This window comes from Flavobacterium johnsoniae UW101 (assembly GCF_000016645.1).
In the GTDB taxonomy this organism is placed as follows: domain Bacteria; phylum Bacteroidota; class Bacteroidia; order Flavobacteriales; family Flavobacteriaceae; genus Flavobacterium; species Flavobacterium johnsoniae.
On the sequence record NC_009441.1, the window covers coordinates 3,360,405 to 3,386,152 of the forward strand.

30 protein-coding genes are annotated in these 25,748 nt (G+C 33.3%); 9 read left to right on the forward strand and 21 right to left on the reverse strand.

The genetic code is table 11. From position 1 onward, the window contains the following. Positions 1-33: 33 nt before the first annotated feature. Positions 34-996 carry a helix-turn-helix transcriptional regulator gene (locus FJOH_RS14670; RefSeq protein ID WP_012024885.1) on the reverse strand — a complete coding sequence of 321 codons (963 nt, stop codon included), beginning with the start codon at positions 994-996 and terminating at the stop codon, positions 34-36. A gap of 92 nt (positions 997-1,088) precedes the next feature. Between FJOH_RS14670 and FJOH_RS14675 the strand changes: the two genes are divergently transcribed. Next, a complete protein-coding gene (locus tag FJOH_RS14675; RefSeq protein ID WP_012024886.1) occupies positions 1,089-2,252 on the forward strand; it encodes an FAD-dependent oxidoreductase in 1,164 nt (387 codons plus the stop codon). Positions 2,253-2,404: 152 nt separating this feature from the next. Here FJOH_RS14675 and FJOH_RS14680 read toward each other — a convergent pair whose 3' ends face one another. The 3 genes from FJOH_RS14680 to FJOH_RS14690 are packed head-to-tail and all read right to left on the reverse strand — an operon-like array spanning position 2,405 to position 3,583. Beyond that, positions 2,405-2,779 carry a DoxX family protein gene (locus FJOH_RS14680; RefSeq protein WP_012024887.1) on the reverse strand — a complete coding sequence of 125 codons (375 nt, stop codon included), beginning with the start codon at positions 2,777-2,779 and terminating at the stop codon, positions 2,405-2,407. Positions 2,780-2,785: 6 nt separating this feature from the next. Continuing rightward, positions 2,786-3,253 carry an SRPBCC domain-containing protein gene (locus FJOH_RS14685; RefSeq protein WP_012024888.1) on the reverse strand — a complete coding sequence of 156 codons (468 nt, stop codon included), beginning with the start codon at positions 3,251-3,253 and terminating at the stop codon, positions 2,786-2,788. A 3-nt stretch (positions 3,254-3,256) separates the two neighbouring features. Next, complete coding sequence (locus tag FJOH_RS14690) at positions 3,257-3,583, reverse strand: ArsR/SmtB family transcription factor (protein WP_012024889.1); 327 nt, start codon at positions 3,581-3,583, stop codon at positions 3,257-3,259. A 150-nt stretch (positions 3,584-3,733) separates the two neighbouring features. Here FJOH_RS14690 and FJOH_RS14695 point away from each other — a divergent pair, with 150 nt between their 5' ends. After that, entirely contained in the window at positions 3,734-4,081 is a 348-nt protein-coding gene (locus FJOH_RS14695; protein WP_012024890.1) for a DUF2200 domain-containing protein, read from the forward strand. 55 nt (positions 4,082-4,136) lie between these two features. Here the strand turns inward: FJOH_RS14695 and FJOH_RS14700 are convergent, their stop codons facing one another. From FJOH_RS14700 to FJOH_RS14740, 9 genes are all read right to left on the reverse strand, one after another. Beyond that, complete coding sequence (locus FJOH_RS14700; protein ID WP_012024891.1) at positions 4,137-5,189, reverse strand: linear amide C-N hydrolase; 1,053 nt, start codon at positions 5,187-5,189, stop codon at positions 4,137-4,139. 157 nt (positions 5,190-5,346) lie between these two features. Beyond that, on the reverse strand, positions 5,347-5,718 hold the full coding sequence (locus FJOH_RS14705; protein WP_121361225.1) for a hypothetical protein: 372 nt from the start codon (positions 5,716-5,718) through the stop codon (positions 5,347-5,349). A gap of 127 nt (positions 5,719-5,845) precedes the next feature. Continuing rightward, a complete protein-coding gene (locus FJOH_RS14710) occupies positions 5,846-6,778 on the reverse strand; it encodes a transglutaminase-like domain-containing protein (RefSeq protein WP_012024893.1) in 933 nt (310 codons plus the stop codon). Positions 6,779-6,796: 18 nt separating this feature from the next. Continuing rightward, positions 6,797-7,648, reverse strand: a complete 852-nt coding sequence (locus FJOH_RS14715; protein ID WP_012024894.1) for a substrate-binding domain-containing protein — start codon at positions 7,646-7,648, stop codon at positions 6,797-6,799. A 52-nt stretch (positions 7,649-7,700) separates the two neighbouring features. Then, on the reverse strand, positions 7,701-8,174 hold the full coding sequence (locus FJOH_RS14720) for a DUF4265 domain-containing protein (protein WP_012024895.1): 474 nt from the start codon (positions 8,172-8,174) through the stop codon (positions 7,701-7,703). After that, a complete protein-coding gene (locus FJOH_RS14725) occupies positions 8,174-8,566 on the reverse strand; it encodes a VOC family protein (RefSeq protein ID WP_012024896.1) in 393 nt (130 codons plus the stop codon). Before FJOH_RS14725 ends, FJOH_RS14720 begins: the two co-directional genes overlap by 1 nt. Before the next feature lie 35 nt (positions 8,567-8,601). After that, the gene (locus FJOH_RS14730) at positions 8,602-9,471 is read right to left on the reverse strand and encodes a nucleoside phosphorylase (RefSeq protein WP_012024897.1); all 870 of its coding nucleotides are present in this window, start codon (positions 9,469-9,471) and stop codon (positions 8,602-8,604) included. Positions 9,472-9,571: 100 nt separating this feature from the next. Next, positions 9,572-9,904: a translation initiation factor gene (locus FJOH_RS14735; protein ID WP_012024898.1), complete on the reverse strand. Its 333-nt coding sequence runs from the start codon at positions 9,902-9,904 to the stop codon at positions 9,572-9,574. A 131-nt stretch (positions 9,905-10,035) separates the two neighbouring features. Continuing rightward, a complete protein-coding gene (locus tag FJOH_RS14740; RefSeq protein WP_012024899.1) occupies positions 10,036-10,986 on the reverse strand; it encodes an isopenicillin N synthase family dioxygenase in 951 nt (316 codons plus the stop codon). A gap of 365 nt (positions 10,987-11,351) precedes the next feature. On the opposite strand from FJOH_RS14740, the gene FJOH_RS14745 reads away from it, so the two are divergent. Further along, on the forward strand, positions 11,352-13,328 hold the full coding sequence (locus FJOH_RS14745) for an alpha-ketoacid dehydrogenase subunit alpha/beta (protein WP_012024900.1): 1,977 nt from the start codon (positions 11,352-11,354) through the stop codon (positions 13,326-13,328). Between the two features lie 163 nt (positions 13,329-13,491). Here the strand turns inward: FJOH_RS14745 and FJOH_RS14750 are convergent, their stop codons facing one another. From FJOH_RS14750 to FJOH_RS14765, 4 genes are all read right to left on the reverse strand, one after another. Further along, a complete protein-coding gene (locus tag FJOH_RS14750; protein WP_012024901.1) occupies positions 13,492-14,463 on the reverse strand; it encodes a quinone oxidoreductase family protein in 972 nt (323 codons plus the stop codon). Positions 14,464-14,549: 86 nt separating this feature from the next. Next, the gene (locus tag FJOH_RS14755) at positions 14,550-15,125 is read right to left on the reverse strand and encodes a Crp/Fnr family transcriptional regulator (RefSeq protein ID WP_012024902.1); all 576 of its coding nucleotides are present in this window, start codon (positions 15,123-15,125) and stop codon (positions 14,550-14,552) included. Positions 15,126-15,157: 32 nt separating this feature from the next. Beyond that, positions 15,158-15,619, reverse strand: a complete 462-nt coding sequence (locus FJOH_RS26270) for a hypothetical protein (protein ID WP_012024903.1) — start codon at positions 15,617-15,619, stop codon at positions 15,158-15,160. 11 nt (positions 15,620-15,630) lie between these two features. Continuing rightward, positions 15,631-16,038: a hypothetical protein gene (locus tag FJOH_RS14765; RefSeq protein WP_012024904.1), complete on the reverse strand. Its 408-nt coding sequence runs from the start codon at positions 16,036-16,038 to the stop codon at positions 15,631-15,633. Positions 16,039-16,163: 125 nt separating this feature from the next. On the opposite strand from FJOH_RS14765, the gene FJOH_RS14770 reads away from it, so the two are divergent. Then, a complete protein-coding gene (locus FJOH_RS14770) occupies positions 16,164-16,592 on the forward strand; it encodes a hypothetical protein (protein ID WP_012024905.1) in 429 nt (142 codons plus the stop codon). Between the two features lie 74 nt (positions 16,593-16,666). Here FJOH_RS14770 and FJOH_RS14775 read toward each other — a convergent pair whose 3' ends face one another. Both FJOH_RS14775 and FJOH_RS14780 read right to left on the reverse strand, forming a co-directional pair. Continuing rightward, a complete protein-coding gene (locus FJOH_RS14775; RefSeq protein ID WP_012024906.1) occupies positions 16,667-17,926 on the reverse strand; it encodes a mechanosensitive ion channel family protein in 1,260 nt (419 codons plus the stop codon). Beyond that, positions 17,919-18,212: a DUF3817 domain-containing protein gene (locus FJOH_RS14780; protein WP_012024907.1), complete on the reverse strand. Its 294-nt coding sequence runs from the start codon at positions 18,210-18,212 to the stop codon at positions 17,919-17,921. Before FJOH_RS14780 ends, FJOH_RS14775 begins: the two co-directional genes overlap by 8 nt. Positions 18,213-18,316: 104 nt before the next feature. Between FJOH_RS14780 and FJOH_RS14785 the strand changes: the two genes are divergently transcribed. The 4 genes from FJOH_RS14785 to FJOH_RS14800 all read left to right on the forward strand — a co-directional run bounded on the left by FJOH_RS14785 (position 18,317) and on the right by FJOH_RS14800 (position 23,374). Beyond that, positions 18,317-18,850 carry a DUF6155 family protein gene (locus FJOH_RS14785; protein WP_012024908.1) on the forward strand — a complete coding sequence of 178 codons (534 nt, stop codon included), beginning with the start codon at positions 18,317-18,319 and terminating at the stop codon, positions 18,848-18,850. A gap of 109 nt (positions 18,851-18,959) precedes the next feature. Further along, positions 18,960-20,498 carry a DEAD/DEAH box helicase gene (locus FJOH_RS14790; protein ID WP_012024909.1) on the forward strand — a complete coding sequence of 513 codons (1,539 nt, stop codon included), beginning with the start codon at positions 18,960-18,962 and terminating at the stop codon, positions 20,496-20,498. Positions 20,499-20,688: 190 nt separating this feature from the next. Next, entirely contained in the window at positions 20,689-22,023 is a 1,335-nt protein-coding gene (locus FJOH_RS14795) for a DEAD/DEAH box helicase (RefSeq protein ID WP_012024910.1), read from the forward strand. Positions 22,024-22,105: 82 nt separating this feature from the next. Further along, the gene (locus FJOH_RS14800) at positions 22,106-23,374 is read left to right on the forward strand and encodes an NAD(P)/FAD-dependent oxidoreductase (RefSeq protein WP_012024911.1); all 1,269 of its coding nucleotides are present in this window, start codon (positions 22,106-22,108) and stop codon (positions 23,372-23,374) included. A gap of 77 nt (positions 23,375-23,451) precedes the next feature. On the opposite strand, the gene FJOH_RS14805 is transcribed toward FJOH_RS14800, so the two are convergent. Beyond that, entirely contained in the window at positions 23,452-24,681 is a 1,230-nt protein-coding gene (locus FJOH_RS14805; protein ID WP_012024912.1) for a multidrug effflux MFS transporter, read from the reverse strand. Between the two features lie 140 nt (positions 24,682-24,821). On the opposite strand from FJOH_RS14805, the gene FJOH_RS14810 reads away from it, so the two are divergent. Next, positions 24,822-25,241 (forward strand): hypothetical protein, encoded by a 420-nt coding sequence (locus tag FJOH_RS14810; protein ID WP_012024913.1) that lies wholly within the window; start codon positions 24,822-24,824, stop codon positions 25,239-25,241. Positions 25,242-25,305: 64 nt separating this feature from the next. Here FJOH_RS14810 and FJOH_RS14815 read toward each other — a convergent pair whose 3' ends face one another. Then, positions 25,306-25,701 (reverse strand): helix-turn-helix domain-containing protein, encoded by a 396-nt coding sequence (locus FJOH_RS14815; RefSeq protein ID WP_012024914.1) that lies wholly within the window; start codon positions 25,699-25,701, stop codon positions 25,306-25,308. Positions 25,702-25,748: the final 47 nt, after the last annotated feature.

Here is a 25,748-nt window from a genome sequence, read left to right on the forward strand (position 1 = left end):
TCTAAATATCTTATACAAAATTAATCACTTAGGTTATAAGCTGGAATATTTTTTCGGTTTTAAACCAATATGCTGTTCAAAAACCCTTGAAAAATGGCTTAAATTGGTAAATCCTAACTCATAGCCAACTTCTGAAACAGATAGATGATTTTCCTTTAAAAGCCTTGCCGCTTCCTGCATTCTCATAAACTGATAATATTCAAAAACACCTTTTCCAAAAGTCTGTTTGAATAATTTTCGAAGTTTTGGCTCGCTCATTCCGGCTTCTTTGGCTAATGAAGCGATATCAGGTGCTTTATCAAGATTGGACTGCAAATGGTATTTTATGGCATAAAGCGATTTTATGTCTTTAATATGAATGCCGCTTGCAGGAGTTTCGTCCCGCTGCAATAACAAAGCGAAAATATGACATAAAAGTTCTTCGCATTTGAGCTTATTATAATGATTTTCTAAACTTTCCGGAACCAATTGATGAATCATTTCACTTGCTGTTGTGACCATTGCAGGAGAAATTCCGGTTTCATAAACAAAAGTATCTTTAGAAGTAAGGATGCTTGAAATAACAGGATGATGCAGTGCTCCAAATTGCTGCTGTAAATATTCTCTGGATGCCGAAATTGTTATGCTTTTAAAAAAAGTATTTTGAGGCATTGCAACTACAGACGAAACAGACTGCATGCAGATAAAAACATTGGGCTGTTCCGGAGAGGTTTTTTCCTTTTGCTGCAAAGAAGTATCAAAAATACCGCTTAGAAAAAATATTACATTTTCTTGTCCCTCAGGAATTTCATTTTTGCGTTCGAGTACAATTTCTTCTTTTAAATAGTAATTCCGAATCATCATGCGCAGCTCATTGCCCCAGGTAAATCCTGTCATATAACCTTCGCCTAATTTTTCGGGAATATCAACGAAACGCCCGCGGATAGATGCTCCCATTGCATCAGCAAGCTTATGCAGAATTCCTGAACCGTTTTTATCTGTAACTTCAATTTTCATTTACGACTATTTTAATATCAAAATAGGATATTTTACCTATAAAGATACTAATAATTTTGTAATTGAAATTTTAAACAATAAAAAGAATAGGTATGTTACTAGATAATAAAAAAATAGCAATCATTGGCGGAGGCCCAGGCGGATTAACTCTTGCCAGATTATTACAGGAAAAAGGCGCATTAGTAAAAGTATACGAGAGAGATCAGGATCGATACGTTCGCCAGCAAGGCTCTACATTAGACTTACACGAAGACACAGGGTTAAAAGCTTTGCTGACTGCAGGATTAATGGATGATTTTAAAAAGAATTACCGCCCCGGAGCTGATAAAATGAAAATTACTGATCGTAATATGACAGTGGTTTACAATGATGGTGATGAAAAACCGGAAGAAGATTTCGGTAATGTGCATTTCCGCCCGGAAATAGACCGAGGTCCGCTGCGTGATTTATTAATTTCATCTATAAAAGAAGAAAATATAGTATGGGATTCTAAGTTTACAGAAATGAAACCATCAGGATCCGGCTGGGAAATTTCTTTTGAAAACGGAACAACTGCTTATGCTGATTTGGTTATTGCTTCTGATGGCGCCAATTCGCGTGTTAGAAAATATATTACAGATATTCAGCCTGTATTTTCTGGGGTTACTGCAATTGAAATCAATGTTTATAATGCCGAAAAGAATGCACCTAAACTTTGGAAACTGGTTAACGATGGAAAAATATTTGCATTAGAACAAAGAAAAACGCTTTTATTTAGTGCCAAAGGTGATGGAACTCTTACACTTTTAATTGGTTTAAAAACAGCACATGACTGGCTTGCAAAATCTGGAATTGATTTTACAAATAAAACCGAAGTTTCAGAATGGTTTAAAGAAGAATTTAAAAACTGGAATCCGGATTGGCAAGAACTTTTTGAAAGTGATGACGTTTGGCTTACACCGCGCCCTATGTATCATTTTCCGTTAGATCAGTCTTGGAAACCTTTGCCAAACCTTACCATGATTGGAGATGCCGCGCATCGCATGCCGCCGTACGCGGGAGAAGGAGCAAATCAGGCGCTGGCTGATGCATTAGAATTATACGAGGTTTTAACTTCTAATTTATTTGTGAATATGGAAGATGCAATTGGCTTTTTTGAAAAAAGAATGTGCACCAGAACTTCTGAAATTACCGAAATTACCTTGCAGCAAACAGAGGCAATGCACGATGAAAATAACCTGCAGCTTTTGATTGATTTTTTTAATGAAGTTGTTTAATAGTCTTAGTATTCAGTCGCAGTATTCAGTCGCAGTATTCAGTCGCAGTATTCAGTCTCAGTATTCAGTCTCAGTATTCAGTCTCAGTTTTTAGTAATTTTAGGACTGAAAACTGTGACTGCGACTGAAAACTGTGACTGCAACTGTAAAACTTAATCTACAACTTTTCTCTCAGCAGGTCTAAAATACCAGGAAATAACAGTTAAAACCAATAATAGGGAAGGACCAAAATAGGCGATTCCTGAATCTCCAACGGCAAAATGAGAAAATACAGCACCACTCATGGCAAAAATAAAACCGGCATAAGCCCATTCTTTTAATAAAGGAAATTTCGGGATTAAAACTGCTATTACGCCCAATATTTTCCAGATGCCCAAAATGGTCAAAAAGTATAGCGGATAACCTAAATGAGCCATCATGTCGGCTTCTTCTTTCATTTTTAATAGCTGTACGATTCCGGTTGAAGTCATGCCTAAAGCCAGCCAAAGTGTGGCAATCCAGTAAATAATTTTATTTCTTTTGCTCATGATGATTTATTTTAGTTGATTAACGATTTCTTGTAAACGATTGTGTGCCATATTCAGACCTTGTGCAAAAGGCAGTTTTAACTGGTAATCTCTATGCTCAACTGATTTGTAAATAGTCTGAATGGTTATTTTACTGGTTTCATCTGTCAGTTTTTCAAATTCCAGAAACTCTAACTGAGGTGCAAAATTTGCATTGTCCATTTCAAAAGTTCTGATAATTCTTTCGTTTGGAACAAAATCGTGTATTACACCATTGGCACTAAACACCACATTTCCGTTTGGATCTTTGGTTTCAAACTGCCAGCTGCCGTGTTTTTTATTTTCTAATTTTAAAACCTTTGTTCCCATCCATTGTTCTACAATTTCAGGTTCTACATACGCTTTAAAAAGCAATTCAAGAGGGAGGTCAAATTCTCTTGTAATCAGGATTTCCTGCTGGCCGTTTTCGGCACTGATTTTTGTTTTGCGTTCCATAAACTAATCTTTTTTAGGTTTGTAGTTCTTCATTATACTTTCTAATTTATTAAAACGATCATCCCACATTTTGCGGAACGGCTCTATAAAATCAGCCACTTCCTTAATTTTTTGTGCATTGATATAGTAATAAATTTCCCTTCCGTTTTGCCGCTGGTCAAGCAATTCGCATTCTGTCAGGATTTTAATGTGTTTTGAAATCGTCTGTCTCGACGAATCAAAATTTTCCGCTATTGTACCGGGAGTCATAGCTTGTATGGCTACCAGGTTTAAAATTGCTCTTCGGGTTGGATCGGCAATTGCCTGAAAAACATCTCTACGTATTTCCATTGTGCAGTTATTTGACTGCAAAAATAATGCAGTTATTTGACTGCGCAATAGTTTTTTGAAAAAAATTTAGATATTAATTTGAAAAAGGGGATTACACTTTGATCTTTTTAGCTCAAAAAATCATAATTTTAGATATCTAAAAAAGAAATCATGAACAACAAGGTTTTTCAATATTCGTTTGCCAGCATTTATCGATTATACAAAGAAAAAGTAGAAAAGAAAGGCCGTACAGCAGAAGAAGTAGATACTGTTATTCTTTGGCTTACAGGTTATAATGACAAACAATTTAGAGATCAGATTGAAAAAAAGGCGGATTTAGAAACCTTTTTTGCTGAAGCACCAAATCTGAATCCGAATGCTTCGAAAATTACGGGAGTAATTTGTGGCTGCAGAATTGAAGAAATCGAAGATCCGCTGATGCAGAAAATTCGTTATATGGATAAATTAGTAGACGAATTGGCAAAAGGCAGAAAAATGGAAAAGATATTAAGAGAATAAATAAAACCCCTCTAAAATAAGACTTTAGAGGGGTTTATAATTTTATGGTTAACGTTTAATCTAGTCCGGCGAATTTGAATGTTGCTGTAGGTTTAAAATTCATAGACGATTCTCCAGAATAATTTTCGTTATTCGCCAAGCTGAGTTTTTTTACTTTTCCTTTTTCAGTAAAATCCAGTTTACTAAACTCAACCCAAACTACATTGGGGTTTAGTACATTATCAAAATAATAAACCAGATTTTTATGATCTGCGACAGTTCTCCATCTTGTAGAAGAAATATTAGGTTCTGTTTCTGAGGAAATTCCAAGCGGAACAGAGCAATTTCTAATTACACCAAAAACACTGGCAAGGGCAGTTCTTGTATTATCTGTTTTGGGGATTGCATCAATATAATAGGAAGCCCTTACAAAACGATCTGCCGCACGATTTGTTCCCGGCAGCATAATTGTTCCCGGAATACTCTGCCAATAGGTATTAATTGCCAATTGGTGATCAAAAATAGGGGAGTTAGTCATGGCAACATATTTTCGATCATGATGAATAACCAGATTTCCATTAATATATTCAAAAATAGCATTATCTCCAGTTGAATCTGATAAAGACAAATGCACGGTTGCAAAAATATCTGTTCCCGGAATATGTGACGATGCCACAACAAAATCTTTTTTCTCTAAAGCGCTTACGGCTTCGGCAACGGTTGAATAATTATCCAAAACGTACTGCAGCCATAAAGAAACAGCAAGTCCTTTTACAGGGCCGTTTTTTACAAATTTAGGATATGCAGATTCTACCAGCCATAAAAGATTACCGGCAAGACCTTTTTCATTCATTCCGTCAGAAGAAGCAATATCCCAAGAACTAGTTACAACACTTCCGTATTTTGATTTCCATGTAACCGAATTGTTTCCTGCTTCGCCAAATCGTTCTATTCCTCTTGGAAAAAGCCATAAATTAGCTGGAATTTCGCCTTTCCAGTCCATAGAACGGGCAGTTATAATAGTGCCGTTTAAACCTTCGTAAACTATTCTAGTACAAGGAAAAGCTTCCTGCATAAACAGAATACTCAATAAAGCTGCAATTGCTGATAATCTCTTTTTTAATTTCATAATGGTGGTATTAAAATTTAAAATTTGATTGTTTGCCTTAAGCACAGCTAATTTAATAATTTTAGAAGTAATAACTTACAGTATATCAGTAATTTTAATTCTTGTAAAAGTTTAAGCATAAAAAAAAACCGCTTTAAAAGCGGCTTTTATATTTTTATTATTCTATTTTTTTGAGTGTCAATTTTACCTCTTTACTATCCAGAATTAATTGATCGCTAGTAATAGTACTTTCGCAAGGATATGGGGTTCCAACTTCATCTTTAATCACTAAACTTTTCCCGCCTTTTGTTAAAGCGTAAGTGCCGTTTGTTATCTCTCTTGTCAAATATCCGGTAACATGTCCGTCTTTTGTAAACGTTAGAGTTCCATCGGTTAAAATAACAGTTTTTAAGGAGTCCGACATGGGGATTTTCGGTTCTACGGCTGTTATTTTCCAAGAGTTAATCAGTTTATTTCTACCCTTAGAACATGAAATCATTAATACTGCTGCCAATGCAAGCCCGAAGATAAATAGTTTAGAATTTTTCATGATTTTGTGATTAATAATTAGATAGGAAAAAGATACAAAAAAAAGTTTTATCCCTAACATTTTATTAACACAAAATATCTGGTTTCTAAGATCTTAGTAAAAATAAGGGTTGATAAAGTTCTAAAAATTAATTCAGTGTTAAAGCTCCCAGAATTTCTTCATACATAAATGGGCCGCCTGGGTATTTTGCGGTATAATCCAGATTCATCCAGACTTGTCCGCGTTCATCGATATGGTAATGTATTTTTTTACCATAACTTTCTTTTTGAAAAAGGACATTTTTAATTAAATAATTGACTTTTTCCAGATCGATCATAGATCCAATAAGTATTTCAGGATAAATATGACCTTTTGTATGAATAAGTCTCGGCGTTCCTCCAATAGAACGAATAGCCGCAGCCATTAAAATAGAATGATCGTCGCAGTCTCCTGAAAAATATTCTAATGATTCGCTGGCAGTGGCAATATAATCGCCGTCTTTAGGATCGTTTACATAATTCCAGCGTCCGTTGATTTCTTTAAAAACAGCAAAACACTGAATAATCGTTCTATAGTCAGAATAACCTTTTATGCCTTTAAAATGCTTTGAAGTGGCCATAATTGCAAAATTTCGGACTTTGGGGTTCTGGTATTCAATTGCATTTATAATTTTTGATTTATTAGGAAACGGAAGCAGCTTTGCCACCACAATATCCTGCGGATACGGATTGTCTGACATGGTATAGATCATCGAATTATAATCTTCTGAAATCTCACTAAAACCATAATTTCCAATAACTGATCCGTAAAATAAAATCAATAAGTAAACCGCAACACATAAAATAATTATGGTTCGCAGATACATTAACAGAAAGAAAATAGCGGCAAAAACAAAAATGAATATAAAAACACGATCGAGATTGAATGCCCATTCTAAATCTATAAGGTTTTGATGCAGAATGATAAATATCGGAATTGTAATAAAAAGACTCAACACAGAAATAATAATCCTGTCCCAAGGCGATTTCACCTGTAATTTGGATTTTAACTGCGGAAGGTCAATTTTAGGAAAATTTATCATAAGAATCAAAAGCAGTATTTACAGCGCTTTTACCGTTTCAACAAAAGTACTTTTTTTATCAATAATTCCCAGATCAAATAATTGATTTTGAATTTTGACAAACGCTTTTTCACTTAAATGTTTCTGTGACCATTGTGTTAGTTTCAGCCATTCCTGAATGTCTTCGACTTTTTGATTAAATAAATCTGCCAAAGTTTTATCAATATCAGGAATCTGCGCAAAATCGTGTGTTGTTTTGTTGATGATTTCTAATACTTTTTCGACTGCTTTAGCATTCTTTTTAAGGAATTCATCACGAACAACAATCACAAATGAAGGCCATGGAGTAGGGCAGTCGCCTACACGTCTGAAAATTCCCTGATCTACAAGCGGTTTTGTCATAAAACGTTCCCACATAAAATAATCAGCAGTGCCGTTTGTTAAAGCTTCAACAGCGCCGTCGATTGTATTTATAATTTCAAATTGCAGATTATCGCTGTTCCAGCCTTGTTCGTTTGCGTTTACATACGCCATTAGCTGTGATCCCGAACCAATTCTCGAAATAGCGGCTTTTTTGTTTTCTAAATCTTTTACAGTCTGGAAATCTGATTTTGCTGCTACGTGAATTCCCCAGATTAAAGGAGACTGAACGTAAATTTGAACAATTTTACTTGGATTTCCAGCGGTAATATCTTTTACAATTCCTTCGGTTAAAATTACGGCCATATCTGCTTCGCCGTCACGCAGCATCTGACACATTTTACCAGTGCCTTCAGGAACGTTTTTCCATTGCAAATCGATATTTTCTGCTTCAAATTCGCCATTTTCAATGCATAAATGCCATGGCAGATTGAAGTGCTCAGGAACACCTACAATTTTTACAGTTTTCATTATAGTTTGAGTTTAAGTTAAGTTTGGTATGCGTATTCTTAAGTTTGTTTGTTTAGTTTTTTAATAAATCGGCCCTGTGTTTATCGGAAAGACAAGGCTCAGCATATTGAATTGTGTCATTGGCTTCGTATTCATTTAAAATGCTTCTTACAATCGAATAATCAACGTCGCGAACCACTTCAACAGAAATAAAACTATCATTTAATCCTTCAGACAAACAATTTATTACCTTTAATTTTTCTCTGATTATTTCTTTATCGAAACCTTTTTCTAAAATGATAACCTGAACGATTGAATTTCCTGAATTTTCTATCGTTTCTTTGTAAACCAGACGTTTTTCATCTTCATCAAATTCGGCGTAAAATAAATCATCGGTCGCTATTAACGGCCCGAAGAATGGAATATTATCTAACTTAAAAAGTCCTTTTTCTAAATCAACAATTTCGGCCCACATGGTTTCTGAAACCGTTTCTTCTAAATAATCACTATAATATTTAAATAATATTTTTTTATGTGTTTCCTGCATTATTCTATTTCGCTTATTACAGCTTTTAATGGTGATATAATGATGCGATAACCGTCCGGATCCTGAATCATGGTTCCATTTTCGTTCCAAAAAGGATTAACTGCCGCTATCGTTTCAATATTTTGGTGTGAAATTTTCTTAATTAACTCGTTATAATCTAAAATGCTCTTAGGGTAAAGCACCGTAATGTCATCTTCGTCAAACGAATGTTTTGCTTTTGTATTAGATTGTGTAAATTCGAAATGCCAGTCAAGTCCTGATTTTCCAATAAAAATTCCGTCGTAATTATTGTGGTTATCAAAACCTCCTAAGAGTTCAAATCCAAGGATATTAACGTAAAAATCCTCGATTTTCTTTAAATCATTCGTATGTCTGGCAACTCGTAAAAACATAAATTTTAGATTTTAAAAATTATCAATTTTTCTAATTAATTCCCTGCCAATTTATTTAATGTATATGTAATTAATTGGTCTACTGCTTTATAAGGATCTTCACTAAAAGTTCCCGAAGCTCGATTGGCAATAATAGCATTTAAAGATAAGGCATTATGTCCTAAAAGAGAAGAAAGCCCATAAATTGCTGCTGTTTCCATCTCTAAATTGGTAATGCGTTTATCATTAAAATTAAAATTATCCATTTTGCTGTTCAATTCCTCATCTTGGATATTTAAACGTAAAACGCGTCCCTGCGGACCATAAAATCCTCCGGCTGTAGCAGTTATTCCTTTAAAAATTTTATCAGATTCGATAATTTTTTCCAGTTTTTCAGAACATGGAATCACGTAAGGTCTTCCTTTTTTAATATCCCAATTGGTATGCTGAATGAAAGCATCTTCGAGTCCAGCATTTGAAACTTCATCTATTAAATAGGATCGAAGCATATTATCAAGTCCTAGTCCGAATTTTGACATTACAAAACTGTCAACAGGAATATCGGCTTGTAATGAACCCGAAGTCCCGATTCTGATAATATTTAAAGATGTCAATTTTTCTTTTGGCTGACGTGTTTTTAAATCAATATTTACAAGAGCATCCAGCTCATTAATTACAATATCAATATTATCAGGACCAATTCCGGTAGACATTACAGAAATTCTTTTTCCTTTGTAAATTCCGGTTTGGGTTTTAAATTCTCTTTTTTGAGTTGAATATTCGATTGAATCAAAAAACTGGGTGATTTTTTCGACTCTGTTTTGGTCTCCAACAAAAATTATATCGTTGGCAATATGTTCAGGACGAAGGTTTAAGTGGTAAACGCTTCCATCTGGATTAAGTATTAATTCTGATTCTTTTATCATTTTTTTTTAAGTTGCTAAGATTCTGAGATATTAAGGTTCTAAGTCTTTTTGTTTCAGGTTTCAGGCTGCGTAACTTGAAACTTTAAACGTGAAACTATTTTTACCCGCCGACTCTTTTAGTTTTAAATCCTTTTTCTTTTAAAATGGCCATAATTTTGTCGCGGTAATCACCTTGTATAATGATTGAGTCGTCTTTAAAAGTACCGCCAACGCTTAATTTTGTTTTTATTTCTTTGGCTAATACTTTAAAATCTTCATCACTTCCTTCGTAACCTTCAATTATGGTTGTGGGTTTTCCTTTTCGCTTTTCGAATTTACAGATCATAGGTTCTTTCTGCACATATAAAACGTGATCTTGTTCCTGAATTTCCTCTGGTTCATTTGTTTCTACGTGATCGGGAAATAAGTTTTTTAATTGATCTTTTAAGTCCATATTTTTTTAATTCTGTAAAATAAATTTCCAACCATAAAGGTATTTAAAAATTAAATTCCAAACCCCATAACAGAGTTTGGAATTTGGAATTTTTTATCCTGACAGATACAGGATTGAAATTTATTTAATTTTTATTTTTTTATTAAACCTAATTCCACTAAACGTTCGTGTAAAAACTCTCCCGCAGAAATATCCTCATATTTTTTAGGATTTTCTTCATCGATACAATTTTCAAGACAATCTAAACGCATATCGCTTACAGGATGCATAAAGAAAGGAACAGAATAACGAGAAGTTCCCCATAATTCTCTTGGCGGATTTACAACCTGATGAATAGTCGATTTTAATTTGTTGTTTGTATGTCTTGATAACATATCTCCAACATTAATTACTAATTCGTCATCTGCTGCAATAGCATCAATCCAATCTCCGTTGTGGTTTTGAACCTGAAGACCTTTACCCTGAGCTCCCATTAATAAGGTAATTAAATTAATGTCGCCGTGAGCTGCTGCACGAATCGCATTTTCCGGCTCAGAAGTAATTGGCGGATAATGAATTGGTCTTAAAATAGAGTTTCCTTCTTTTGCATATTCATCAAAATAAAACTCATCTAAACCAAGATGTAAAGCCAAAGCTCTTAAAACATAAATTCCTGTTTTTTCAAGCATTTGATAAGCTTCTTTTCCTACTTCATTAAAACGAGGAAGTTCTTTTACTTCAACGTTATCAGGGTATTCTGAAGCCCATTTTGAATCTTTGTCAACATACTGGCCAAAATGCCAGAATTCTTTCAAATCTCCTTCTTTGCGTCCTTTAGCATGTTCTTTTCCAAAAGAAACATAACCTCTCTGGCCGCCAATTCCGGGAATTTCATAATTATGCTTAGTTTCTACTGGCAAGGCGAAAAATTTTCTAATTTCACCATAAAGTTCGTCTACCAATTTGTCATCTAAGAAATGACCTTTTAAGGCAACGAAGCCAATGTTTTCAAATGCACTGCCGATTTCATTTACAAATTTTTGTTTACGTTTCGGGTCGTCCGAAAGGAAATCACGTAAGTCTACACTAGGAATGTTTTGCATACTTTACATTTTTATTTAAGAAAAAAGGTATAAACCTTTCAATAACAAAGGTAGATAATATTTTAGATTTGAATTTAATGTTTGTCAATAAAATTTAGTTTATATGTAATTTTTAATATAAAATGAGAACATTAATTTATAAATATTCAAAAAATACAATATATATTTCTGTAGTTAAAATATTACAATTTATACAGATCAATTAAAATTTCCTTTTATATTTGCTCTCGATTTTTTTTATTAGAAACCTATAATTATTTTTCTATTTTTATAAAATCAAAACATAAATAACACATTTCAAATATTTAACAAATAAAAGCTTAATTGTTATATTTTTATATATTTGAATAAAAAATAACCTAATAATGATCTTTTACAGAGAAAACCTAACCGACGAAAAATTACTAGATTTATATAAAAAACTTCTAAAACCGCGCTTAATCGAAGAAAAAATGCTGATTTTGATTCGACAGGGAAAAGTTTCTAAATGGTTTTCAGGAATAGGACAGGAAGCTATTGCGGTGGGAGTTACATCTGTTTTAGATGATTCTGAATATGTATTGCCAATGCACCGAAATCTGGGCGTTTTTACAACCAGAAACATTCCTCTGCACAGGCTTTTTTCGCAATGGCAGGGAAAAGCAAACGGTTTTACAAAAGGCCGTGACAGAAGTTTTCATTTTGGAACTCAGAAATACAATATAATAGGAATGATTTCGCATTTGGGTCCGCAGCTTGGAATTGCTGACGGAATTGCCCTGGCGAATAAACTTCAGGATAATAAAAAAGTTACCGCTGTTTTTACCGGAGAAGGAGCAACGAGCGAAGGTGATTTTCACGAAGCATTAAACATTGCTGCAGTTTGGAAACTTCCGGTAATGTTTATTATCGAAAATAATGGCTACGGACTTTCTACACCAACAAATGAGCAGTATTTATGCGAAAATCTAGCCGATAAAGGAATTGGTTATGGTATTGAAAGCTGGATTATAGACGGAAATAACATTGTTGAAGTTTACAACAAGTTATCAAAACTTAAAGAAGAAATGATAGCAGATCCGCATCCGGTTTTTCTGGAATTTAAAACTTTTAGAATGCGCGGGCACGAAGAAGCGAGCGGCACTAAATATGTTCCGCAGGAATTAATGGATCAGTGGGAACTTAGAGATCCTGTTACCAATTATAAAAAATACCTAACCGAAATTGGAGTTCTTACAGAAGAACTTGATGAGAAGTATAAAGCTGAAATAAAACAGGAAATTGATGAAAATTGGGCAATGGCTAATGCCGAACCTGAAATCGAACCTACTTACAGCGGAGAATTAGATGATGTTTATAAACCATTTCAATATGAGGAATATACACATAGTTCTGAATCAAAAAATATTCGCTTTATTGATGCTATTCGCAACAGTTTAGAACAATCTATGTGGCGCAATAAAAACCTGGTTATTATGGGGCAGGATATCGCTGAATATGGCGGAGCTTTTAAAATTACTGAAGGTTTTGTTGATGCTTTTGGAAAAGAAAGAGTACGAAATACGCCAATTTGCGAAAGTGCAGTTGTTTCGACCGGAATGGGATTATCTATAAACGGATATAAAGCAATTGTAGAAATGCAGTTTGCAGATTTTGTTTCAACTGGATTTAATCCGATTGTAAATTTATTGGCAAAATCTCATTACCGCTGGGGCGAAAAAGCCGATGTTGTGGTTCGTATGCCTTGCGGAGGCGGAACGCAGGCTGGGCCTTTTCACTCACAGACAAATGAAGCCTGGTTTACCAAAACTCCAGGTCTAAAAGTGGTATATCCGGCTTTTCCATACGACGCAAAAGGTTTATTGAATACTGCCATAAACGATCCTAATCCGGTTTTATTTTTTGAACACAAACAGTTGTACAGAAGTATTTACCAAGATGTTCCAACAGATTATTACACACTTCCGTTTGGAAAAGCTTCTTTAATAAAAGAAGGAAATACGGTAACCATTATTGCTTTTGGAGCTCCGGTTCACTGGGCTTTAGAAACTTTAGCCAAACATCCTGAAATAGAAGCTGATTTAATTGACTTAAGAACGTTGCAGCCTCTTGATACCGAAACTATTTTTGCATCGGTTAAGAAAACAGGAAAAGCCCTTATTTATCAGGAAGATACTTTGTTTGGCGGAATTGCCAGCGATATTTCGGCTTTAATTATGGAAGAATGTTTTCAATATTTAGATGCTCCAGTAAAAAGAGTGGCAAGTTTAGATTCGCCAATTCCATTTACAAAAGCGCTTGAGGACCAATTTTTACCAAAAGATCGTTTTGAGGAAACTCTATTGGAACTATTAAAGTATTAATTATACAAATAGGTTTTTAACACATAGAAACATAGTTTTTGAAAACCGATAAAAGGCGTTTCACTTACTATAAATAAACATAGCTATGTGTGAGAAACTAGTTTCTTTTTATATTCTTCTTTAAGACATAAAAAACTATGTTTCTATGTGTTTAAAAAACTTTTTAGATCCAGACAACCAATCGTTTGCCATCTGGAACTTCTGCGTTCCACATTTTTTCGATATCGGCTAAATTCACTTTTTCGATATTTACTTTTATTTTGTTTTGAGAAGCTAAAAGAAACATTTCAGGAAGAATTTCTGAGAACAATAATTTCACTTCCTCTTTTGTCCAGCTGCCTAAACCTGAACCAGATAACTGAAGATCAACGCTGCGCAAAATAGAAGCTGACAATTGAATTATATCTCCCGACATAGAGCCTACAGAAACATAACGTGTTTTGGGAGTGAAGTTCCCGTTTCCTTTTAAAATAGAAAGAATAAGCTCAGCTGAATGTCCCCACAAATAATCTAAAACAATATCAATGGGAGTATTTTTATGAATTTCTTTTAACTGAGAAATAAACGATTCATCATCTTGTTTTAAAGAAATAATTTCATCAGCACCTAATTCTAAAAGATTTTGAAGTGTTTTTTCATTTCTTCCAGTTACGATTATTTTCTTTGCACCGTAATGTTTTGCAATCTGAATTGCCATCTGTCCCGTAAATCCTGTTGCTCCGTTAATTAAAACCGTTTCTCCGGGCTGTATTCCGGCTTTAAAACGAAGTGCCATTGCTGAGCCTGCAACCGCATTTGGAATGGCTGCCGCCACTGCATCATCGATTCCTTCTGGTAACACAACCATTCTGTTTTTCTCAACTAAAGCTTTCTCTGCAATTGTTCCAGAAATACCACGGGCGTAAACTTTCGTTCCATTTTCTAGTAAACCAATTGCGTCACTGCCAATTACAGTTCCGTTTTGATTATCATTTTCTGAAGAATAATGCTGTCCGCTCACAATTCCTTTATCCAGATTTGTAATTGCCACGGCTTTAACCGAGATTAAAATCTCACTTTCATTTGCTGTTATTGGTTCTGGAAATTCTGCATATTTAGGCAATTCACCTTTTTTATAAACTACTGCTGCTTTCATAATTTTAAGATTATTAAATTTTATGAAGCAAAATTACAGGGCTGTTTACGGGCAGGCGATAACATTTGTTATCAAATTCAAAAAGGTTATTTTTTGTGTGCCAATTTACTTTTAATTCGGCTTAAATGAACGGTGCTAACGCCAAGATAAGAAGCAATATAATGCTGCGGAACACGCTGGATTATTTGAGGTTTTTCTTCAATTAAACTAAGATAACGCTGAGCAGGGGAGTCTTTTATGAAAGAAAAAAAGTGTTTCATATAATCAAATGTTCTTTGAAAAAGCATATTGATTAAACGATCCCGAAGTTCGGGGATTTCTTTTATTTCTTCCAAAATTGTATCGACATCTTTTTTATGAATCCACCACAAAACAGAAGGCTCGATGGTTTCAACCACAACCGGACTTGGGAATTTTTTAATAAAACTTTCAATAGAAGCAACGCTCTGATTTTCGAAAAAGAACTGTGAAGTTAAATCTTTTCCATTATTATTAAACCAAACCCTGATACAGCCTTTTTCGATTATAAAAAGCTTTTTAGAAACTTCTCCTTCTTCAATCAAAACGGTTTTGGCCGGAACTTCAATACGATTGAAATAACCGGTGTATTCGTTCCATTTCTCATCGGTTAAAGGGAATTTATTTCGGAATTGGCTGAACATAATTTTTACTAAGGGACTATTAAAACTATTTTTTAGTTTTCAAATCTTTTTAAAACGTGTCTATCTGAAAAAACATCCTTCCACATTTCTATTTTGTAATAATCTTTTGGATTTTCAAAATATGCAGATTTTAGATTATTGAAATAAACTCGAACCCTATAGTTTCCAATTTCAATTTTTTCTTCTAAAACTATAATAGAAAATGGACAATCATTAACTTGTAAAATGCCTGTTTTTATTTCTAAACTTGCTTCTACTACATGGTCAAAACTACTAAAATCAGAAATAAGACTTTTAGAATTTAAAATCTCAAGTTCACATTTAACCATTCCTTCAGTATTCTCAATAGAAACTCCTAAAATTCCTTTTTCCACAGCCAGTTTATCATTAAGAGCTTGATCTGACCAAAAATTTTCACTACCAGTATCTCCTTCGTCTTTATCATTTAGATAAAATTGCCCATAATCTGTTGTAAAATTAAGATTGAATATCATTTTAGTATATTTTATTTAGAATCAGATTCCACCTCAAACAACTGCACCTGACTTTTCAGTCTGTCAATCAACAAATTCATCATTCGTTTGTTTAAACTTGATGAATTTTGAATATAAGTATCATATTCTTCAATTGTAAAGAGCGCCATTACAATTCCTTTTAAAGAATTTCTAAACTTAATATCTTTTTGAATGGAATTTTCTATCGTCTGAAGTTTCTTTTCGACTGTATAGGAATAAAAATCGGGTTTATTTTTGTTTACGTAGTTAATAAAAACTGCAATAAACAAATCGTTTTGAAGTTTAAGTATAGGTCTAATCGTCTGATTTTGAAAGATCTCATCTGAAGAAGATTGAGCACTTACAGTTCCTAAAGTTTCGCCTCTGAATTCTCTTAAAAAAGTGTCTCTATCTGCCATGTTTTTTATTTAAATTTAGAAAAAAATCTAATACAAAAATCAAATTACTATATAAGTTATATTAGAAATTTAAGATTGAGTTCCTTATAATCTTATAATTCTTATATTGCTCTAAAAAAATCAAGATGAATATAAAATCATTTTCTTTCCTTCTTTTAATTTTAATTGTAATCGTGTCTTGTAACTCAAAGGAGAATAAAGATAATTATAAAGAAGTTTTTTATCAGGCTGTAAATGATAAAGACACAGCAGTTTTAGCCATAAAAGTAAGCGATAAACGTTTTTATGGACGCTACGAGATTTCATATTATCAGTTTGGAAAAGATTCTGGAGATGTAAGAGGGGATATCAAAGGAAATACATTAACGGGAGATTTTCATTATATTTCAAATGGCGGCAGCTGGAAAAGAATCCCTTTGGCTTTACTAAAAAAAGACAACAAATTAATTCTGGGAAATGGTGTAATAGGAACTTATATGAATCTTCCGTGTTTTATTCAGGGAACTTTAAATTATAATGATCCTAAGTTTGTTTTTGAAGAAGTTAGGAAGTAGTTTTCAGTTTTCAGTCGCAGTTTTCAGTACAAGTAAAATCTGTGACTGAAAACTGAGACTGAAAACTAAAAAAATCACCTATCCAATCTTCCAATCTGTGATGGCAGTTCGAATATTTCAAGATCGAAATAAATAACAGAAGCCATAACATGATCGAAAATATCCGACATTATATATTCGTAGTTTGCCCAGCGTTTATCGCTCGAAAAAACATAAATTTCTAACGGAACACCATGTGCGGTAGATTGCAGCTGACGGCACATAATATGCATATTTTTGTTTAATCCCGGATGATCTAACAAATACTGCATAATATATTTTCTAAACATACCTAAATTGGTCATATTACGACCATTAAGCAAAAGAGATTTATCAATTCCTCTAAGCTCATTATATTTTTCAATTTCGGCTTGTCTGGTTTCGATATACGAAGTTATAAGCTGTATTCCTTTCATGTGATTCAAGTCATCATTGTTTAGAAAACGAATACTGCTGCTTTTTATTAAAACATGTCTTTTAATACGTCTTCCGTCAGACTTCTGCATACCGCGCCAGTTCTGAAAAGAATCTGAACTCAGGGCATACGTTGGAATCGTAGTAATGGTATTATCGAAGTTGCGGACTTTTACGGTTGTCAGATTGATTTCGATTACATCACCATCGGCACCAAATTTATCCATTGTAATCCAGTCGCCAATACGAACCATATCGTTTATAGCAACCTGAACACTCGAAACAAATCCAAGAATAGTATCTCTAAAAATAAGGATAATAATAGCCGAAAGTGTTCCTAAAATGGTTAGTAATTCGCCTTTTTTGATTCCGAATAAAGTTGAAATAATCATCGCTACTCCAAAAATCCAAAGTACGATCATAATAACCTGAACAAAACTGTCGATAGGTTTATCGCTGTATTCCGGTTTTTGTTTTAAATAGTCGCGTAAAGCATTAAAAATGGTCCTTATGATCCATAAACTAATTAAAACGATATAAATGCCCACAATTTTTCCAAAAAGCAGTTCCCAGTATTCATACTTATCTAAAATAACCGGAACAGCTTTATAAATAAAGAAAAATGGAATTAAGTAGGCTGTATATTTTGTGGTTTTGTTGTGTATTAAATAATCGTCAAATTTAGTTTTGGTACGCTGGGCAAAAACGGCTGTAAGCGTAACCAAAACAAATTTGGCGATATAATAAATTGCATATGCCAAAACCAGCATAATAGCAATATTAATAACAAGACTAATGTATGACGCAAAATTGCGGTTCATTCCCCAGTCTCTAAAAAGCGGATATAAAAAATTGAATATTTTATCCAAAAGCTTATGCATTTGCTTTAGTTTCTAAATACTTTTTCTCGATATAAAATGTTCCAAACGGAATTAGAGAGGCGATTAGTATAATTGCAAAAGTTTTAAAATCCCAGTTTTGAGATTTTTTTAGTAAAAAAGCCAAAATAATATAACCAATAAAAAGGATCCCGTGTGTCATTCCTAATGGTCTTAATAAAGTATGGTAAAGTTCAGGATTGTTAGTTTTAATGATAAGCATATTGGCGAATAAAACTAAATATGAAATTCCTTCTAAAATAGCGGTAACTTTAAAAATCTTAAGCATGTAGATATATTTTTGAGATTATGCAGGCAAAATTAAGTATTAGGATTGGTTTTTGGGTTATGTGTCAGGAAAGTAATTTACTTTTGTATTCTTAAACTTTGATAATGAGCAAACGCGATTTAAAAAAATATTTAGCCGAATTAACCAAAGAACAACTAGAGGAACAACTCATTGAATTGTATGAAAAGTTCAGTCCTGTAAAAGTCTATTATGACTTTGTTTTTAATCCAAAAGAAGACAAACTGCTGCAGGAATCAAAAGTTAAAATTTCGCATGAATATTTTCCGGTAAAAAAGCCCAATGCAAAATGGCGTCCGAAAGCAAAAATGCGGCGCTCTGTTGCTCAAAAAATCATAAAACATTTCATTTCTTTAGGTGTTGATTCATTTATAATTGCCGATTTGATGTTTTATAACATAGAAATTGCGCAAACGTATTCGTCAAATAATTTTATTAAGCAGGAATTGTTTTACAAAAGCATGTTTAATTCATTTGAGCAGGCAGTAAATTTTGTTATTTCAAATGGAATTTTGAATGAATTTAAAGCAAGAATTGAAGCAGTTTATCAGGAGACTTTGCAGCAAAAATGGAAAAACAGGTATGATTTTGAAGCAATTCTGGAGAAAATTGACTTTTAAAAACATTTCCTATAAAAAATCTTAGTTTAAAAAAAACATTTATTTTAGGTTAAAATAAGATGAATAACTGTTTTTTAGATGTATTTTTGCAAAAATCCAAAAATAAACAATGTCTCAAAACACTTTAGAAATAGAAAGAGAAGAGAAAAAAGAACTTTATGCATACCAAAAAGGCGATATTGATGCCATTTTTGACCGCTTAGATAATGCTCCTCCAAAACATCATTTATTGTATCAATTGCCAACAGGAGGCGGGAAAACAGTAATATTCTCAGAAATTGTACGTCGTTATTTATCTAATAATGACAAAAAAGTGGTTGTTTTAACACACCGAATCGAGCTTTGCAAACAAACTTCAAAAATGCTGAAAGGCTTTGGCGTAAGCAACAAAATAATCAACAGTAAGGTAAAAGAACTGCCGGACCAAAACGATTATTCTTGTTTCGTTGCGATGGTCGAAACTTTAAAAAACCGTATTAATGATGAAAAACTGCATCTTGATAACATTGGTTTGGTGATTATTGATGAGGCACATTACAATTCATTCAGAAAATTATTAAACTCATTTAAAAATGCTTTTATTTTAGGAGTTACGGCAACTCCGTTGAGTTCTAACATAAAACTGCCAATGCACCAGAGCTATGACGAACTTATAGTAGGTGATACAATTGGCTCTTTAATAGACAAAGGATTTTTGGCCAGAGCTACAACATACAGTTATGATGTGGGTCTGACTTCATTAAAAGTAGGTATTAATGGAGATTACACCGTAAAATCTTCAGATGATTTATACACCAACTCAATGATGCAGGAAAAACTGCTTCATGCCTATACAGAACGTTCTTTAGGAAAAAAGACTCTGATTTTTAACAATGGTATCCATACCTCTTTATATGTATATGATACTTTTAGAGAAGCAGGATACGATATCAGACACCTTGACAATACAAGCAGTTCTGAAGAACGTAAAGATATTTTACAGTGGTTTAAGAAAACTCCAGACGCTATTTTAACTTCTGTAGGGATCTTAACAACCGGATTTGATGAACCTACTGTTGAAACCATTATCTTAAACAGAGCAACAAAATCATTAACTTTATATTTCCAGATGATTGGTCGAGGTTCTCGTAAATTACCTGGTAAAGATGAGTTTACAGTTATCGATTTAGGAAACAACGCTGCACGTTTTGGATTGTGGAGCGAACCTGTAAACTGGCAGCATATCTTTAAATCTCCTGAATTTTATCTGGAGAATTTAAGAGATGATACTGAAATCGAAATGTTCTTTAAATACAGTATGCCGCCAGAATTAAGAGCAAAATTCAGCAAAACGGCCGATGTAACTTTTGATATAGATGAAGAACATAAACTGGCTATTAAGCAAAATTTACGTTCTAAAATAGTACTAGACAAATCATTAGAACAACACGCTGCAATGTGTGTTGATAATACCGAGACACTTCAGGAAGCTAAAGCGCTTTCTAAAGAATTAGATGATGATATCGAATGCCGAATTAAACGTTTTGCAAAATGTTTAAGCCAGTGCAGTAAAAACTACCGCGAATGGCTTCTGGATGATTACAAGCAAAGATTAACTTTGCTGGTAGGTAAAAAATACCGCGAGAAAATCATGAACGAACCAGATTGATAAATTTAGAGGAAAGTCTAAAGTTTAAAAGTCATAAAGTTCCTTATAAGGAATCTTAAATAAAGTAAACCATTAAGATGTTTTGATTTATTTCAAATGTCTTAATGGTTAAATAATTTTAAAGGGAAATAAATCACTTAAAGATTTTAGGAAAATCTAAATTCTAAAGTCAAAAATCTAAAATTAAATCATGTCTAAACAATTCTCAACATTAGGAATTTCAGAACCTATTTTAAAAGCTTTAAGCGAATTAAATATTGTTGAACCAACAGAAATTCAACAAAAAACAATTCCGCTTTTATTAGCTGAAAACCATGATGTTGTAGGTTTGGCTAAAACCGGAACCGGAAAAACAGCCGCTTTTGGACTTCCATTATTACAATTAATTGATACAAAATCAAGTGCTGTTCAGGCTGTAATTTTAGTGCCGACAAGAGAGTTAGGGCATCAGATTTTTAGAAATTTAGAAGATTTTTCAAAATATATCCCTAACATTTCAATTGCAGCAACTTGCGGCGGAATTCCAATAAAACCTCAAATTGAGCGTCTTAAAACTCCAACTCATATTATTGTTGCCACTCCGGGACGTTTAATTGATTTGATTCAGAGAAAAGCAGTAGACTTAAAACAAACACAATATTTAGTTTTAGACGAAGCCGATGAAATGGTTTCGATCCTAAAAGAAAGTCTGGATGAAATTTTAACCGAAATTCCTAAAAAACACCGTACTTTATTATTCTCAGCAACTTTGCCGGGAACTATAAAACAATTGGTTCAGAATTATTTGAACAAAAATGTAGTTCAGGTAAGCGCAAGTATGGAAGTTGTAGGCAATCAAGGAATTGACCACCAATATATTGTGGTAGATCCTATTGAAAAACTAGACGTTTTAATGCACTTTTTAAATTCAAGAGAAGGAGAAAGAGGTATTATTTTCTGTAAAACAAAAGCTGCTGTCAACAAATTGGCAAAAAATCTGGCAATAAACCGTTTTTCTTCTGGAGCTATTCATGGAAGCTTAACACAAGGTATTCGTGACAGAATCATGGAGCAGTTTCGTGAAGGTCATATTAATATTCTGGTTGCTACCGATTTAGCTGCAAGAGGAATTGACGTAAAAGAAATCTCCTATGTTGTAAATTACCATTTACCAGATGCTTACGAAACCTATGTTCACCGAAGCGGAAGAACCGCCAGAGCAGGAGCAAATGGGCTTTCGCTGACTGTTTTACAAGAAGAAGAAGTTTTTGAAATTGCTGATTTTGAAAGAGAACTAGGGCTTACATTTTCTAAGTTCCAAAAACCGTCTGCATTAAGTATTGAAGAAAATAATACACTTTTATGGGCGAAACAAATCTTTAAAACTAAACCCAATCATGATATCTCAACTGATTTAAAAACGAAAGTAAAAACCGTTTTTCATCATTTGACTAAAGACGAACTTATCGAGAAATTAATGGCAAATTATATTTTGCAAAACAAAATCGATATAGTTGATAAAACAGTTAAAAAAAGCAAAAAGTAACAAAGATGACTTTTGTCATTGTTTATTAAAGTTGTACATTTATAAGGAATTATTTTATAATCCTACTTAATAAACAACATATATGAACATAGTCATAATAGGAGGTGGTTTTGCGGGAATAAATCTCGCAAAAGAGCTCGTTAACCATCCAGACATACAAGTAACCCTTGTAGACAAAAACAATTATAACTTTTTTCCGCCGTTAATATATCAAGTTGCGACAGCTTTTTTAGAGCCGTCAAGCATTAGTTATCCATATAGAAAATTTTTTGCTGGTAAAAAAAATCTTCAGTTTCGTTTAGGCGAACTTCTTTCTGTAGTTCCAGCTGAAAATAAGATCATTTTAAATAATGGTGAATTATCATACGATCACCTTGTTTTTGCAACAGGAGCAGAAACGAGTTATTTTGGTATGGAGAATGTAATGAAAAACGCCATTCCGATGAAAACTCTTAATGATGCCATCGAAATGCGAAATACACTGCTTAAAAATCTTGAAAAAGCGGCCATTTGCAAAGACATGCGCAAACGCCGTAAATTATTAACGATTGTTGTTGCCGGAGGAGGACCAACAGGAGTTGAAGTTTCTGGAATGTTTGCCGAAATGCGAAAAAGCATTCTTTTAAAAGAATATCCAGAACTGGATACATCTGCAAGTAATGTGTATTTAGTAGATGGAGGCGATGCACTTCTGGCTCCAATGAGCAAAGAATCTCAAAAAGATACATTAGACGCCCTGACAAAATTAGGAGTTGTTGTAAAACTAAACACTAAAGTTGTTGATTACGTTGACGATACCGTATTTTTTGAAAGCGGAGAAACCATCAAAACTAAAAACTTAATCTGGGCTGCAGGAGTTTCTGCCAAAATTTTTGAAGGAATTCCGCAGGAAAGTTACGGTCGCGGCCGACGCATGGCTACAGACCAATACAATAAGGTAAACGGACTTGAAAATGTTTATGCAATTGGTGATACTGCAATTTTAGCCGGCGATAAAAATTTCCCTAACGGACATCCGCAAGTTGCGCAGGTTGCTATTCAGCAAGGATTAAATCTAGCGAAAAACTTTAAGGCAATGACAAAAAACAAACCGTTGAATCCTTTTACTTATAAAGACAAAGGTTCAATGGCAATTATTGGAAAAGCAAAAGCTGTAGTAGATTTACCAAGTCCAAAATGGCATTTTAAAGGATTTTTTGCCTGGATTATCTGGTTGTTCATCCACTTGATTTCTTTAATTACCTATAGAAACAGATTAAACACATTTTGGAACTGGATGGTTGCTTACTTTGCAAGAGACCAATCTCTTAGAATGATTATCAGACCAGATAAAAGATCTCAGGAGAAATAAGAAATTCCAATAGATTGAGATACTATAAAAAAAGCCAGAATTTTTGATTCTGGCTTTTTTATTGAAATTTTTACTCATTAATGAGCAAGTATAGTGTCATCATCAGCAGCTATTTCTACTTTATTTTTGATAAATCTTTTTCCGATATTTAAAACTATAAAGGCAATAATTGTAGTTACAGTCATAATAAGAACCATAGGCGCTACAGAATCCTTTACAAAAATTCCAACAGCAAATGAGGCCAAAGATCCTAATCCTAACTGAATTGCGCCCATTAAAGCCGAAGCACTTCCTGCATTTTTTGCAAAAGGAGCCATTGTAAGCCCAGCAGTATTAGGGTTTGAAATTCCTAAACAACCCAGAAAAATAAACAGGATTGCTATAGTTTCATATAAGCCCAATAAATTGTTTAAAGAAAGTATTAGGAAAATAATACTAACGACAGACTGCAGGATTAATGCTCCAAAAATCATCTGTTCACTTGAAAATCTCTTTAATAAAACAGAATTTAACTGACTTGAACCAATAAAACTTACAGACATAAAGGCAAAAATCCATCCATAAGTTTTAGCATCAACATGATAAATATCCATAAAAATGATAGGAGAGGCCGCTACATACGTAAATAATCCCGAAAATGCGATTGCTCCGGTAAATGCATATGTATAAAATTGTGGTTCTTTAAGAACTTTTAAAAAGTTCGAAATAATTGGTTTTGGTTTTAATGATATTGAAGTGTCTGGTTTGTAACTATTTGGCAAACCAATTTGAGCAGCAATCAAAATAGCAATTCCCATAAACATAAGTATAGAAAATACAGTATGCCAGCCATAATCTTCGGTAACATAACCGCCAATTGTAGGCGCCAGCATCGGCGAAAGCCCTAAAACAAGCATTAACAATGAAAATACTTTTGGAATATCTTTTACAGGAAATAAATCACGAACCATTGCTACAGAAGCAACTGTTGCGGCACAGCTTCCGATAGCCTGAATAAAACGCAAGAAAATAAATGTATCGATATCAGTTACATACGAACAGCCCAAAGAAGCTAAAATATAAACCATTAAACCAAGAAACAATGGTTTTTTGCGTCCAAAACGGTCTAATAATGGGCCGTAAAGCAGCTGTCCAGCTGAAATTCCAATGAAATAACTAGATAAACTCATCGAAACTTTGGCTACCGAAGTATTCAAATCTTTTGCAATACCAGAGAATCCAGGTAAGTACATATCGATTGAAAAAGGACCAAGAGCGGTTAAAGAACCTAAAATGAGAATGAGTTTGAGGTATTTTTTTGTTGTCATTTTATTAAAAAGAGGCTTATAATTTCCTGCAAAGATAAATATTTAGTATCTTGTTAGGTATATTAATTATCCTTTATCAAAACTGGGTATTATACAAGCTTTCAAAAATGTTTTGAAACAATAACTTAAAATTTAAATTTATGAAAAAATTCACTTTACTATTAGCACTTATTTTTACGACAATTTCATTTGCTCAGACCATTACATCAAAAAAAGAAGATGTGAGCCCGGCGCAGTATGATTTAATACAAAAAGTTAATCAATTTTATCCGGATATCACGGTAAACAAAACGATTACCAATTTTTATGCAGATGGAACTATTATTGACTCTCAGCAGGAATTTGATTTATCCGGATCGAAATTTACAAGTTACAAACTAGGAATTGAACCTGATAATAAAAAGCTGTTATTTCAGTATGAATCTCCTGAAACCGGAAAAGTTTACGGAGACGTTTCAGTTTTTAAAGGAAATGTTTTGAGAACAACATTCTCTGATAAAACAAATCAGATTGAAGTTTCGCTTAACGGAAAATCCGTTTATTTGAAAAAAATAAAATAATTTTTCAAATACGAGAAATTTAAAGCATCACATAATGTGATGCTTTTTTTATGAAGTATATTGTTTACTTGTTCTGAATCAGCTTTTCCAATTTATCAATCATTTCCTTTTGCTGCAATAACATACGCTCATAAAGCTCTACCATTTTATCAATAGGGTTGAATGTAGGTTGATTGTTAAAAAAAGCAGGTTGTTGACAATTATCAAAAGAAGCATTATTTGATATAATATTTATTGCTTGTTCTTCATCAAAATTTTCGATAGCTTGAACAGGAACTTTAAGAATTTTAGCAACCTGAGCTAAAATATCAGTTTCAATCAATTCTTTTTGCTCCAAAATAGAGATTTTCTTTTGACTCCAGTCTTCACCCAATTCAAAGGCAAGGGCTTCTTGTTTAATGCCCAGCATTTCACGGAAACGTTTTATATTTCTGCCTTGATGTATTTTCTTCTCTGTCATATTGATATGTATCGTAAATGTCAAATATAGGATTTTTACTTAAAATA

Excerpts from the sequence above, each read along its gene's own strand:
- FJOH_RS14670 (WP_012024885.1), bottom strand. The coding sequence starts at position 996 with ATGAAAATTGAAGTTACAGATAAAAACGGTTCAGGAATTCTGCATAAG.
- FJOH_RS14675 (WP_012024886.1), top strand. The coding sequence starts at position 1,089 with ATGTTACTAGATAATAAAAAAATAGCAATCATTGGCGGAGGCCCAGGC.
- FJOH_RS14680 (WP_012024887.1), bottom strand. The coding sequence starts at position 2,779 with ATGAGCAAAAGAAATAAAATTATTTACTGGATTGCCACACTTTGGCTG.
- FJOH_RS14685 (WP_012024888.1), bottom strand. The coding sequence starts at position 3,253 with ATGGAACGCAAAACAAAAATCAGTGCCGAAAACGGCCAGCAGGAAATC.
- FJOH_RS14690 (WP_012024889.1), bottom strand. The coding sequence starts at position 3,583 with ATGGAAATACGTAGAGATGTTTTTCAGGCAATTGCCGATCCAACCCGA.
- FJOH_RS14695 (WP_012024890.1), top strand. The coding sequence starts at position 3,734 with ATGAACAACAAGGTTTTTCAATATTCGTTTGCCAGCATTTATCGATTA.
- FJOH_RS14700 (WP_012024891.1), bottom strand. The coding sequence starts at position 5,189 with ATGAAATTAAAAAAGAGATTATCAGCAATTGCAGCTTTATTGAGTATT.
- FJOH_RS14705 (WP_121361225.1), bottom strand. The coding sequence starts at position 5,718 with ATGAAAAATTCTAAACTATTTATCTTCGGGCTTGCATTGGCAGCAGTA.
- FJOH_RS14710 (WP_012024893.1), bottom strand. The coding sequence starts at position 6,778 with ATGATAAATTTTCCTAAAATTGACCTTCCGCAGTTAAAATCCAAATTA.
- FJOH_RS14715 (WP_012024894.1), bottom strand. The coding sequence starts at position 7,648 with ATGAAAACTGTAAAAATTGTAGGTGTTCCTGAGCACTTCAATCTGCCA.
- FJOH_RS14720 (WP_012024895.1), bottom strand. The coding sequence starts at position 8,174 with ATGCAGGAAACACATAAAAAAATATTATTTAAATATTATAGTGATTAT.
- FJOH_RS14725 (WP_012024896.1), bottom strand. The coding sequence starts at position 8,566 with ATGTTTTTACGAGTTGCCAGACATACGAATGATTTAAAGAAAATCGAG.
- FJOH_RS14730 (WP_012024897.1), bottom strand. The coding sequence starts at position 9,471 with ATGATAAAAGAATCAGAATTAATACTTAATCCAGATGGAAGCGTTTAC.
- FJOH_RS14735 (WP_012024898.1), bottom strand. The coding sequence starts at position 9,904 with ATGGACTTAAAAGATCAATTAAAAAACTTATTTCCCGATCACGTAGAA.
- FJOH_RS14740 (WP_012024899.1), bottom strand. The coding sequence starts at position 10,986 with ATGCAAAACATTCCTAGTGTAGACTTACGTGATTTCCTTTCGGACGAC.
- FJOH_RS14745 (WP_012024900.1), top strand. The coding sequence starts at position 11,352 with ATGATCTTTTACAGAGAAAACCTAACCGACGAAAAATTACTAGATTTA.
- FJOH_RS14750 (WP_012024901.1), bottom strand. The coding sequence starts at position 14,463 with ATGAAAGCAGCAGTAGTTTATAAAAAAGGTGAATTGCCTAAATATGCA.
- FJOH_RS14755 (WP_012024902.1), bottom strand. The coding sequence starts at position 15,125 with ATGTTCAGCCAATTCCGAAATAAATTCCCTTTAACCGATGAGAAATGG.
- FJOH_RS26270 (WP_012024903.1), bottom strand. The coding sequence starts at position 15,619 with ATGATATTCAATCTTAATTTTACAACAGATTATGGGCAATTTTATCTA.
- FJOH_RS14765 (WP_012024904.1), bottom strand. The coding sequence starts at position 16,038 with ATGGCAGATAGAGACACTTTTTTAAGAGAATTCAGAGGCGAAACTTTA.
- FJOH_RS14770 (WP_012024905.1), top strand. The coding sequence starts at position 16,164 with ATGAATATAAAATCATTTTCTTTCCTTCTTTTAATTTTAATTGTAATC.
- FJOH_RS14775 (WP_012024906.1), bottom strand. The coding sequence starts at position 17,926 with ATGCATAAGCTTTTGGATAAAATATTCAATTTTTTATATCCGCTTTTT.
- FJOH_RS14780 (WP_012024907.1), bottom strand. The coding sequence starts at position 18,212 with ATGCTTAAGATTTTTAAAGTTACCGCTATTTTAGAAGGAATTTCATAT.
- FJOH_RS14785 (WP_012024908.1), top strand. The coding sequence starts at position 18,317 with ATGAGCAAACGCGATTTAAAAAAATATTTAGCCGAATTAACCAAAGAA.
- FJOH_RS14790 (WP_012024909.1), top strand. The coding sequence starts at position 18,960 with ATGTCTCAAAACACTTTAGAAATAGAAAGAGAAGAGAAAAAAGAACTT.
- FJOH_RS14795 (WP_012024910.1), top strand. The coding sequence starts at position 20,689 with ATGTCTAAACAATTCTCAACATTAGGAATTTCAGAACCTATTTTAAAA.
- FJOH_RS14800 (WP_012024911.1), top strand. The coding sequence starts at position 22,106 with ATGAACATAGTCATAATAGGAGGTGGTTTTGCGGGAATAAATCTCGCA.
- FJOH_RS14805 (WP_012024912.1), bottom strand. The coding sequence starts at position 24,681 with ATGACAACAAAAAAATACCTCAAACTCATTCTCATTTTAGGTTCTTTA.
- FJOH_RS14810 (WP_012024913.1), top strand. The coding sequence starts at position 24,822 with ATGAAAAAATTCACTTTACTATTAGCACTTATTTTTACGACAATTTCA.
- FJOH_RS14815 (WP_012024914.1), bottom strand. The coding sequence starts at position 25,701 with ATGACAGAGAAGAAAATACATCAAGGCAGAAATATAAAACGTTTCCGT.